This window comes from Streptomyces sp. SID1328 (assembly GCF_009865595.1).
GTDB lineage: Bacteria > Actinomycetota > Actinomycetes > Streptomycetales > Streptomycetaceae > Streptomyces > Streptomyces griseoluteus.
Window position 1 is genome coordinate 1 of the sequence record NZ_WWKH01000857.1, and the last position, 9,801, is coordinate 9,801.

The following is a 9,801-nucleotide window of genomic DNA, read 5'->3' on the forward strand; positions in this document are numbered from 1 at the left end:
ACCCTGGCCCGGCAGTTCCACGAGGTGGACCGGCTGTCGGCGTTCTTCGACCTCATCCAGCAGGACCCGGTGATCAGCCGGGTCAAGCTCATCGCCGAGCCCTGGGACCTGGGGGAGGGCGGCTACCAGGTCGGCAACTTCCCCCAGCTCTGGTCGGAGTGGAACGGCAAGTACCGGGACGCCGTACGGGACTTCTGGCGGGCCGAGCCCGGTTCACTGGGCGAGTTCGCGTCCCGGCTCACCGGTTCCTCCGACCTCTACCAGGCCAGCCGGCGCCGGCCACGGGCCAGCGTCAACTTCGTCACCGCGCACGACGGTTTCACCCTGCGCGACCTCGTGTCGTACAACGACAAGCACAACGAGGCCAACGGTGAGGGCAACCGGGACGGCGAGAGCGACAACCGGTCCTGGAACTGCGGCGCCGAGGGCGACACCGACGACCCGGCCGTGCTCGAACTGCGGGCCCGTCAGCAGCGCAACCTGCTGGCCACCCTGCTGCTCAGCCAGGGCATCCCGATGCTCGGCCACGGCGACGAACTCGGCCGTACCCAGCGCGGCAACAACAACGCCTACTGCCAGGACAACGAGATCTCCTGGATCGACTGGGACCTCACCGACGAGCAGCGCGCCCTCGTCGACTTCACCCGGCGCCTGATCGGCCTGCGCGCCGAGCACCCCGTGCTGCGCCGGCGCCGCTTCTTCCGGGGCGAGACCGAGACCCGGAAGAAGCAGCCGCTGCCCGACCTGATCTGGCTGCGGCCCGACGCGCGTGAGATGACCGACCAGGACTGGCGGCGCGGCGACGCGCACTCGGTGGGCGTCTTCCTCAACGGCGACGCCATCGCCGAGCGGGACGCCTACGGCGGCCGGGTCGTCGACGACTCCTTCCTGCTGCTGCTGAACGGCTTCTGGGAGCCCGTCGACTTCCGGCTGCCGGCCGCGTCGTACGGCGAGCGCTGGACGACCCTGATCGACACCGCCGATCCCGAGGGCGTGCCGGACGAGCGGGAGCGCAAGGCGGGTACCCGGCTGCGGGTCGAGTCGCGGAGTCTGATCCTGCTGTCCCGGCCGTCCCGCGACGGCTGAGCGGGGACGACAGGAGGGCGCCCACCGGAATCCGGTGGGCGCCCTCCTGTCGTCCGTCAGCGCGGGCCGCGTGCGGTCACCGTGAACTGGGCGCCGTCCGGGTCCCGCAGGACCGCCTCCCGCTCGCTCTCGCTCAGCACGCTGCCGCCGTGCTTCTCGGCGCTGCGGGCGCAGCGCGCCACGTCGTCGACGGAGAAGTGGATCTGCCAGTGCGGCCGCACCGAGGGGTCCGGGGCCGCCTCCACCGCGCCGGAGTCGATCCGCGCCACCGCGGTGCCCTGGCTGCGCAGCACCACCTCGCCGCCCTCGTACTCGACCTCGCAGCCGCCCGCCTTCCCGGTGGCCCAGTCCAGCACCTCGCCGTAGAAGATCGCCGCGTCGAAGGCGTTGCGGGTGTGCAGGCGGATGAAGGCGGGGGCGGAGCGGCGCCAGGACTCCCAGTCGGAGAACAGCTCGCCCTGCCAGACGCCGAAGGTCGCCCCGTCCCGGTCGGCGAGCAGCGCGCCCCGGCCGGGCGGGAACGACAGCGGGCCCACGGCCGCCGTGCCGCCCCGCTCCCGGACCCGCGCCACCGCCACGTCGGCGTCGGGGACGGCGAAGTACGGGGTCCAGGCCACCGCGGTCTGCCACATCCCGGCGACGGCGGCGATCCCGGCGATCGGCACGTCGCCCGCCAGCGCGATCCGGAAGTGGTCGCCGAGGCGGGCGTCGCGCCAGCGCCAGCCGAGCACTGCGCTGTAGAACTCCTCGGTGGCGTCGAGATCGCGGCTGGTCAGGCTCACCCAGCAGGGGGCACCGAAGACGGAGTGCGTCGAGACGGTGTCCTTCTTCTTCCTCAAGCCACCGCTGACGGATGTGTGGTGATTCATGACGGTCGCGTCCTGCTCTCGGGGCCCGGCGGCCACCGGTCTCGACCAGTGTCCGGCCGAATAGGGGTCTGCTGCCTCCCGACTACCCCGCAGGAGAGCCCTGATGTGCGGTGACATCCCCGGCCATGCAGCGCGTCCGGGTCGTCACGAAGGCGGGCGGCTCTCACCCGAAAGAGTGAAAGGTGCGGCGGTACGGGAGCTGCTGGGGGGCCGGCTCAGCCGGACTCGGTGAGCAGTTCCTCGCGGAGCCGGTCGAAGCAGCCGCTCAGCAGCCGGGAGACGTGCATCTGCGATATGCCGAGCTGTTCTGCGATCCCGCTCTGCGTCATACCCCGGAAGAATCGCAGGTAGAGGATGGTGCGCTCCCGCTCGGGCAGCGCCGCCAGACAGGGCTTCACGGCCGCTCGGTCCACCACCAGGTCGAAGCCGGGGTCCGGCTCGCCCAGGGAGTCACCGAGCGCGTACCCGTCGGTGCCCGCCACGTCGGCGTCGAGGGACAGCGCGGAGAAGCACTCCAGCGCCTCCATGCCGGTGCGCACCTCGTCCTCGCTGAGCCGGGTGTGCGCCGCCAGCTCCGCCACGGTGGGCGGACGGCCGGGAATGGTCTGCGCCAGTTCCTTGCCGGCGCTGCGGACCCGGTTGCGGAGGTCCTGCACCCGGCGCGGTACGTGCAGGGTCCACATGTGGTCCCGGAAGTGGCGCTTGATCTCGCCGGTGATCGTCGGCACCGCGTAGGCCTCGAAGGCCCGGCCGCGCTCGGGGTCGTAATGATCCACGGCCTTCACCAGGCCCAGGGCGGCCACCTGGTACAGGTCCTCCAGGGACTCGCCACGCCCGCGGAACCGGACCGCGATCCGCTCGGCCATGGGCAGCCACAGCCGCACCAGCTCGTCCCGGAGTGCCACGTGCTCGGGGCCCTCGGGGAGCCCGGCAAGGCGCTCGAAGGCGTGGGCCGTGTCAGGGGCGTCGTCATGAGGGTGGGTTTTCGTGCTGCCGGTTACAGACATCGCGTGCACTTCTCTCGCGGGCTGGGACAGGCACATTCGGCACTGCAGTCCCTCTTGCCCAGTGTGCGGCAAAAACAAACAAACATGCCAATAAGGGACGAAACCCGTGTCGGTCTTGACCCGGTTTTGGGCTGGGTGGCTCCATGGACGCGGGCCGTGAGAGGCGGTCGCCCGGAGTGATGTGCGGCACGCGCGCGAGTGGTGCCGGCGCACCCGCCCGGACGGTTTCTCCTGGGCACGGCTTGATCACCGAGCGAAGCGGGCGAACCGCCTGGCCAGGTGGCATTCCGCTCATTTGACAGTGTGCTGAGCACACGGATAGACAGCAGCTCGCGGATGGTCGAGAGGGGCACTGTGTACGAGCCGAACGTGGTCGGTGACTGGCAGGAATACGGCGAGCACGCCGGCCTGCGGGTCCGCGTCCATCGTCTGGAGACGGCCGAACCGCCCCGGGGGCGTGACGACGCCGCGGCCGGGCTGACGTACTTCAGCGTCCGGGTGACGATCGAGAACCGGGGCACCCGCCCGTGCAGCGTCCAGCTCGAGGACGGTCAGATCGACGTCCGGGTCGGCGCCGACGGCGAGGGCGCCTTCATCGACTGGCGCAACTCGCAGTTCATCGAGGGCTTCGACGTGTACCCGCTGCGCCGGGCCACCGCCGTGGTGCACGCGGCCGCCGCCGAGGACGCGCTCCCCCACGTGGACGTCCAGGTCCATCTGCGGGTGGACGACGAGTGGACCGACCGCAGGCTGTGGGCCGGCGGCATCGGCCTCACCGAGACCGCCCAGGTGGCCACCGCCGCGGCCTGCGGGCCGGACAGTCTGGAGCACCAGCTCACCGCGTACCTGGAGGAGCGGACCGAACCCGGCACCGCCTGACGGGCGCCGGGCCGGCCCGCGAGAGGGTCAGGCGTTCGGGTCGAAGGGGATGCCGGCCGGCTTCGCCGACGCCAGGTGCGAGGCGAAACTCGCGTCCTTCAGGCCGAAGTTGGCGCTGCCGAAGTCATACGTGCTCAGCTTGTCGCGCAGACCGGGCGGGTAGCCGTCCCAGCCGACCAGCGCCGGGTACTGCCAGGTGTGCTTGTGGTTCTCCGGCGGTTCGTCGCCCGTGTTGGCCAGCCGGAAGCAGTGCGTGCCGATGCCGTCCTTGTGGTAGACGACCTTGGCGTGCGTGCCCTCGAAGCGGACCTCGGAGGCCGGGTGCACGGTGAAGGAGCCGTGGTTGGACGTCGACACGTACCGCGTCTGCCCGTCCTGCACCCACACCACCACGTGCTCCCAGTCGTTGCGGTGGCCGCCGATGCTGGTGCCGGGCAGGGCCTGGTCCTTCTCGAAGTACAGGCCGTAGAGATAGCCGCACCAGCCGTTGTTGCACTTGGCGCGCGAGTAGCCGTTGGTGTTGTCCAGGTCCGAGGCGTCACGGCAGTTGCCGTTGAGCGCGCCGGTCGGGTTCAGGCCGGGGTTGATGGTGCCGTCGGGGCCTATCGCGGGCGTCGGGTAGCAGCCGTCGGTGTCGTAGTCGAACGCGGGCTGGTACCTCAGCTCCTCGGTCGTGGCGTTGACCGGCAGGGCGAGCGGGGGAGCGGCGAAGGCCGCGGCCGGGAAGGCGATCACGAGGGTGGCGGCGCCGGTGAGCGTGGCGAGCCATCCGCCGCGCCGTCGGCGGGTCGTGGACGAACCCACTTCAATCTCCAACTGCGTTGGGGGACAAGGCAGTTCAGCATCCCGGCCGAAGGGCCCGCTGTGAAGCCGTCCCACCTGTCCCACAGGTGAAATCCTGTCTGCCGCGTGCTCAGAGGTCCTCGGGGAGGTCCGCCGCCGACTCCTCGGGGGCGAGGTCCGGGCGCAGGCGCAGCCAGCTCGGCTGGCGCAGCAGCCCCGCCCGCGTCCGGGTGCTGAAGCCGACCTCGCCGACCAGCCGGGGCAGCACCCAGCGCGCCCCCGGAATCCGGGGCACGGGATCGAAGGGGCACCGTTCGGTCGCCGATGCCGCCAGCAGCGCGGCCAGCTCGGTGCGCTCACCCTCGCTCCAGCCCGTGCCCACCCGGCCCGCGTACACCAGCCGCCCTCCCGCGCGCTGGCCGACCAGTACCGCGCCGGGCAGCCCGGACAGGCGGCCCTTGCCGGGCAGCCACCCGCCGACGATCACGTCCACGCTCCTGATGTTCCGGATCTTGATCCAGTTCCGGGAGCGAACGCCCGGCTCGTACACCGAGTCCAGCCGCTTGCACACCACCCCCTCCAGACCGTGCTCCCGCGTCATCCGCAGCGCCTCGGCGCCATGGCCCACCACCGCCCCCGGCACCGACCAGCGCGGACCGTTCAGGCCGAGGCCCGCGAGCAGGTCGCGCCGCCGCGCGTACGGGGCCGCGGTCCGGGGCCCGGAGAGGTACGGCACGTCGAACAGCACCAGGTGGACCGGAGCCCGCGCGGCCCGGCGGGCCGCCAGGGCCGGGGTGTGCGCGAGGCCCATCCGGTTCTGGAGGGCCTGGAAGTCGGCCCGTCCCTCCGCGTCCAGCGCCAGCACCTCGCCGTCCAGGATGGCGGGCGTGTCCCCCAAGGCGTGGGCCAGCGGCTCCAGTTCGGGATAGGCGGCCGTGATGTCCTCCCCGGAGCGGGCGCGCAGCAGCAGGGTTCCGTCACCGGGCAGGTAGACCATCACCCGCTGCCCGTCCTGCTTGGTCTCGTACGCCCAGCGCGCGTCCTGGGCGGGCGGCGGCAGGGTGCCGGGGGTGGCGAGCATGGGACGGACGAACGGCAGCGGCGCGACGGTCACGGCAGAACATGTCGACCACGCGGGGCGCCACCACGCACCCCGCGCCGCGGGTTCCCCCGAACGGCTGCCGCCGCCGCGCCGGTACCCGAGCCGCCGACCGGCCCCTACCGTCAAGTAATATCCGGCGGCAGGCCATCGAAGGAGACATCGTGCCCCCACGCTCGCCCCTGCTGCTCGCCGGTCTGCTGGCCTCGGCCGGGATCGCCCACTTCGCCAAGCCCCGGATGTTCGAGGAGCTCGTCCCCCGCGCCCTGCCCGGCTCGCCCCGCACCTGGACCTACGCCAGCGGGGTCGCGGAACTCGCCCTCGCCGCCGGGGTCGCCGTGCCCGCCACCCGCGCACCGGCCGCGAAGGCGGCCGCCGCCTTTTTCGTCGGGGTCTTCCCGGCCAACGTGAAGATGGCCGTCGACTGGCGGCGCCGGCCCGCCCCGCTGCGCACCGCCTCCCTCGCCCGGCTGCCCCTCCAGGTGCCGCTGGTGCTGTGGGCCCGGGGCGTCGCCCGTACCGCGAAGGGCCAGTCATGAGCCTCCAAGTCGGCGACAGCGTCGAGGACTTCACACTGCCGGACGAGACCGGCACCGAGCGGCGGCTGACGGAACTGCTGGCCGGCGGCCCCGTGGTGCTGTTCTTCTACCCGGCCGCCCTCACCGCCGGCTGCACCGCCGAGGCGTGCCACTTCCGCGACCTGGCGGGCGAGTTCGCCGCCGCCGGGGCCCAGCCCGTGGGCATCAGCGGCGACACCGTCGAGAAGCAGCAGGAGTTCGCCGGGCGTCACACCCTCGGGATCCCCCTGCTCTCCGACACCGACGGCACGATCCGGGAACGCTTCGGCGTCAAGCGGGGCTTCACGCTCGCGCCCACCAAGCGGGTCACCTTCGTCATCGGGCAGGACCGCACGATCCTGGAGATCGTCCGCAGCGAACTGCGCATGAACACCCACGCCGACCGGGCTCTGGCCGCGCTGCGGGCGGCGAAGGGCTGATCTCTCCTGCGGGAGGTGGCCGAGCCCGTGCTCGCCAAGGCCACCGTCCGGCTGACACGATCAAGGGGAGCCCGTACGACGACCCCCGGGAGCGCGGACATGACCACGGACAGCACCTCGGCGGAGCGGCCCGAGCACGTCGCGGGCGTGGCGGTGAAACCGGTCGCCGGACACATCGGCGCCGAGATCACCGGCGTCGACCTCGCCGCACCGCTCGACGACTCCCTGGTGGCGCTGATCAGGGACGCGATGCTGCGCTGGAAGGTCGTCTTCTTCCGCGACCAGCGGCTCGACCACGCCGGGCACGTCGCCTTCGCCCGCCGCTTCGGCGAGCCCGTGGTGCTGCGCAAGCGGGGGAGCGCCTCGCCGGAGGGGTTCCCCGAGGTGGAGACGACCGCCGACCGGCTGGAGCTGGGCGGCCGGTTCGGCATGGAGCACGAGGAGTGGCTGCGCCGGCGGCGGCACACCCTGCTGCGCGGCTGGCACTGCGACCACGGCGCCCGGATCGACCCGCCCGCCGCGACCATCCTGCGCGCCGAGACCGTACCCCCGTACGGCGGCGACACCACCTGGGCCAACCTGGCCGCCGCCTACGCCGGACTGTCCGCGCCGGTGCGCGCCTTCGTGGACGGGCTGCGGGCCGAGCACCGGCTCGGGGTCGGCTACCAGCCCCGGCCCGGGGACGACGCGTACCTGCGGCACCTCCTGGACCACCAGGTCGCCTCCGAGCACCCCCTGGTGCGGGTGCACCCGGAGACGGGGGAGCGGGTGCTGTTCGTCAACGGCTACTACCTCGAGCAGATCTCCGGGGTCTCCCGCCCGGAGAGCGCGGCCATGCTGGAGATGCTGCTGGAGCAGGTGGTGCGGCCGGAGTACACCGTCCGCTTCCGCTGGGAGCCCGGCAGCGTCGCCTTCTGGGACAACCGCGCCACGGTCCACCTCGCCCCCGGCGACACCGCCCACGTCGGCCACCCCCGGATCATGCACCGGGTCATGCTCCAGGGCGACGTGCCGGTGGGCGTGGACGGCATCGCGTCGAAGCCGCTGGTGGGCACGGAGCCCGGACGCTGGTAGCCCCCTGGTTCACGCCGGTGTGACCAGCCGCGCCTCGTAGGCGAACACGGCCGCCTGGGTGCGGTCCCGCAGGCCGAGCTTGACCAGGATGCGGCTCACATGGGTCTTGACGGTGGAGTCGGCCACCACCAGCCGCTCGGCGATCTCGGAGTTCGACAGGCCCTGCGCGATCAGCACCAGCACCTCCGTCTCCCGCTCGGTCAGCTCGCCGTAGGCCGCGTGGGCGGCCGGCATCAGGCGGGGGGCCTCGGACAGGCGGGAGAACTCGTGGATCAGCCGCTTGGTGACCGTCGGCGCGAGCAGCGCCTCTCCGGAGGCCACCACTCGCACCCCGTCCGCGAGCTGGCGCGCGGAGGCGTCCTTCAGCAGGAAGCCCGAGGCCCCGGCCCGCAGTGCCTGGTAGACGTACTCGTCCAGGTCGAAGGTGGTGAGCACCAGCACCTTCGCCGTCGCGTCCGCCGCGATGATCTCGCGCGTCGCCTCCATGCCGTTCATCTCCGGCATGCGGATGTCCATCAGTACGACGTCCGGGGCGAGTTCACGTACCCGCGCGACCGCCTCCCGGCCGTTGACCGCCTCGCCGACGACCTCGATGTCCGGCATCGCGTTCAGCAGGACCGAGAAGCCCTCGCGGACCATCATCTGGTCGTCGGCGATCACCACGCGGATCGTCATGCCTCACCCTCGATCGGGGCGGCCGCCGGGACCGGCAGGAACACGGCCACCTCGTAGCCGCCCTCGGCCGTCGGGGATGCCGTCATCTCGCCGTTCAGCATGGAGACGCGTTCCCGCATGCCCGTGATGCCGTGACCGGCGCCGGGGGAGGGCTTGATGAGACTCGGCGCGGGCGGCGCCCCGTTGACCACGCGCAGGCCCAGACCGCCGAGCACGTACCCGATCTCCACCTTGGCGTCCGCGCCCGGCGCGTGCCGCAGGGTGTTGCTGAGCGCCTCCTGCACGATCCGGTACGCCGACAACTCGACGCCCGGCGGGAGTTCGCGCACCGCGCCCGTCACCGTCTTGGTGACGTCCAGCCCGGCGTCCCGCACGTTGGCGAGCAGGGCGTCCAGGTCCGCGAGGGTGGGCTGGGGGGCGTCCGGGGCCTCGTAGTCCTGTGCGCGGACCACGCCCAGGACCCGGCGCAGCTCGGTCAGGGCGGCGACCGCGTTCTCCCGGATGGTGGCGAACGCCTTCTCCAGCTCCGGCGGCGGGTTCTCCACCCGGTAGGGAGCCGCCTCCGCCTGGATGGCGACCACCGACATGTGGTGGGCGACCACGTCGTGCAGTTCGCGGGCGATGGTGGTGCGCTCCTCCAGCAGGGTGCGCCGGGAACGCTCGTGCGCGGTGACGGTCTGGTGGACACTCACCTCCCGACGGGCCTGCCGCAAGGTCTGGCGGATCGCGACGGTCAGCAGGAACACGCCGGCGAAGAACAGCAGCGGCCCCAGGTCGGACCCGTAGCCGAAGTCGCTCGGGCCGAACAGGCCGTCAGCGAGCACCCCGTAGGCCGCGGTCAGCAGCCACATCCAGGCGGCCGTGCGTGGGCGGGTGCGCGCCGCGACGACCGTCAGCACGGCCAGGTGCCCGACGAAGCCGCCCGGCGGGAAAGGCGATTCGCCGGACGAGCCGCCGGACAGGACGAGGGCGACCGTGTTGGCGGCCAGGGAGACCCAGAACGCTCCCGCCGGACGTACCAGGGTCAGCAGCACCGGTGCCCCGGCCAGCAGCGCGCACAGCAGGCCGACCGGACCGGCGCCGTCCGGGCTCGCCAGCGCGAGGAAAGCCGCCATCCCGGCGAGGACGACCACCACCGCGTGCGGCGCCCGGGCCCCGTACTCCCGCAGGCGCTCGGAGCCGCGCCGGGTGAAGCGGCCGCCGGGTTCGGTGGGCGGCAGCGGGCGGAAGGCGAAGGCGTCGTGGAACAGGTCCTGCCGCAGCCCGCCCAGGGCGTCCGCGGCGAACCGGAACTCCGGGCTGCGCTGCCGCGCGGCCCGGCCCGGCGGTATC

10 protein-coding genes and 1 pseudogene are annotated in these 9,801 nt (G+C 72.7%); 5 read left to right on the forward strand and 6 right to left on the reverse strand.

Annotated elements, in window-relative coordinates; genetic code table 11:
- Window positions 1-1,086, forward strand: a pseudogene (locus GT030_RS27560) (glycogen debranching enzyme); the annotation flags it as partial.
- Between the two features lie 56 nt (window positions 1,087-1,142).
- Here the strand turns inward: GT030_RS27560 and GT030_RS27565 are convergent.
- Together GT030_RS27565 and GT030_RS27570 are read right to left on the reverse strand one after the other, a co-directional pair.
- Window positions 1,143-1,955 carry a VOC family protein gene (locus tag GT030_RS27565; protein WP_161203402.1) on the reverse strand — a complete coding sequence of 271 codons (813 nt, stop codon included), beginning with the start codon at window positions 1,953-1,955 and terminating at the stop codon, window positions 1,143-1,145.
- Between the two features lie 215 nt (window positions 1,956-2,170).
- The gene (locus GT030_RS27570) at window positions 2,171-2,962 is read right to left on the reverse strand and encodes an RNA polymerase sigma factor SigF (RefSeq protein WP_161203403.1); all 792 of its coding nucleotides are present in this window, start codon (window positions 2,960-2,962) and stop codon (window positions 2,171-2,173) included.
- A gap of 354 nt (window positions 2,963-3,316) precedes the next feature.
- Here GT030_RS27570 and GT030_RS27575 point away from each other — a divergent pair, with 354 nt between their 5' ends.
- Entirely contained in the window at window positions 3,317-3,841 is a 525-nt protein-coding gene (locus GT030_RS27575) for a hypothetical protein (protein ID WP_161203404.1), read from the forward strand.
- Window positions 3,842-3,868: 27 nt separating this feature from the next.
- Here GT030_RS27575 and GT030_RS27580 read toward each other — a convergent pair whose 3' ends face one another.
- Together GT030_RS27580 and GT030_RS27585 are read right to left on the reverse strand one after the other, a co-directional pair.
- Window positions 3,869-4,645 (reverse strand): NPP1 family protein, encoded by a 777-nt coding sequence (locus tag GT030_RS27580; RefSeq protein ID WP_161203405.1) that lies wholly within the window; start codon window positions 4,643-4,645, stop codon window positions 3,869-3,871.
- 109 nt (window positions 4,646-4,754) lie between these two features.
- A complete protein-coding gene (locus GT030_RS27585; protein WP_161203411.1) occupies window positions 4,755-5,705 on the reverse strand; it encodes an RNA ligase family protein in 951 nt (316 codons plus the stop codon).
- Window positions 5,706-5,887: 182 nt separating this feature from the next.
- Here GT030_RS27585 and GT030_RS27590 point away from each other — a divergent pair, with 182 nt between their 5' ends.
- From GT030_RS27590 to GT030_RS27600, 3 genes are all read left to right on the forward strand, one after another.
- Window positions 5,888-6,262 (forward strand): DoxX family protein, encoded by a 375-nt coding sequence (locus tag GT030_RS27590; RefSeq protein ID WP_161203406.1) that lies wholly within the window; start codon window positions 5,888-5,890, stop codon window positions 6,260-6,262.
- On the forward strand, window positions 6,259-6,720 hold the full coding sequence (locus tag GT030_RS27595; RefSeq protein WP_161203407.1) for a peroxiredoxin: 462 nt from the start codon (window positions 6,259-6,261) through the stop codon (window positions 6,718-6,720). The genes GT030_RS27590 and GT030_RS27595 overlap by 4 nt, the downstream gene beginning before the upstream one ends.
- Before the next feature lie 99 nt (window positions 6,721-6,819).
- Window positions 6,820-7,794 carry a TauD/TfdA family dioxygenase gene (locus GT030_RS27600; RefSeq protein ID WP_161203408.1) on the forward strand — a complete coding sequence of 325 codons (975 nt, stop codon included), beginning with the start codon at window positions 6,820-6,822 and terminating at the stop codon, window positions 7,792-7,794.
- 9 nt (window positions 7,795-7,803) lie between these two features.
- Here GT030_RS27600 and GT030_RS27605 read toward each other — a convergent pair whose 3' ends face one another.
- Both GT030_RS27605 and GT030_RS27610 read right to left on the reverse strand, forming a co-directional pair.
- The gene (locus tag GT030_RS27605; RefSeq protein ID WP_161203409.1) at window positions 7,804-8,469 is read right to left on the reverse strand and encodes a response regulator transcription factor; all 666 of its coding nucleotides are present in this window, start codon (window positions 8,467-8,469) and stop codon (window positions 7,804-7,806) included.
- Window positions 8,466-9,800, reverse strand: a complete 1,335-nt coding sequence (locus tag GT030_RS27610) for a histidine kinase (protein WP_161203410.1) — start codon at window positions 9,798-9,800, stop codon at window positions 8,466-8,468. The genes GT030_RS27605 and GT030_RS27610 overlap by 4 nt, the downstream gene beginning before the upstream one ends.
- Window position 9,801: the final 1 nt, after the last annotated feature.

Coding starts and splice junctions, on each gene's coding strand:
- GT030_RS27605 (WP_161203409.1), bottom strand. CDS start 8,469: ATGACGATCCGCGTGGTGATCGCCGACGACCAGATGATGGTCCGCGAG.
- GT030_RS27595 (WP_161203407.1), top strand. CDS start 6,259: ATGAGCCTCCAAGTCGGCGACAGCGTCGAGGACTTCACACTGCCGGAC.
- GT030_RS27570 (WP_161203403.1), bottom strand. CDS start 2,962: ATGTCTGTAACCGGCAGCACGAAAACCCACCCTCATGACGACGCCCCT.
- GT030_RS27565 (WP_161203402.1), bottom strand. CDS start 1,955: ATGAATCACCACACATCCGTCAGCGGTGGCTTGAGGAAGAAGAAGGAC.
- GT030_RS27600 (WP_161203408.1), top strand. CDS start 6,820: ATGACCACGGACAGCACCTCGGCGGAGCGGCCCGAGCACGTCGCGGGC.
- GT030_RS27585 (WP_161203411.1), bottom strand. CDS start 5,705: ATGCTCGCCACCCCCGGCACCCTGCCGCCGCCCGCCCAGGACGCGCGC.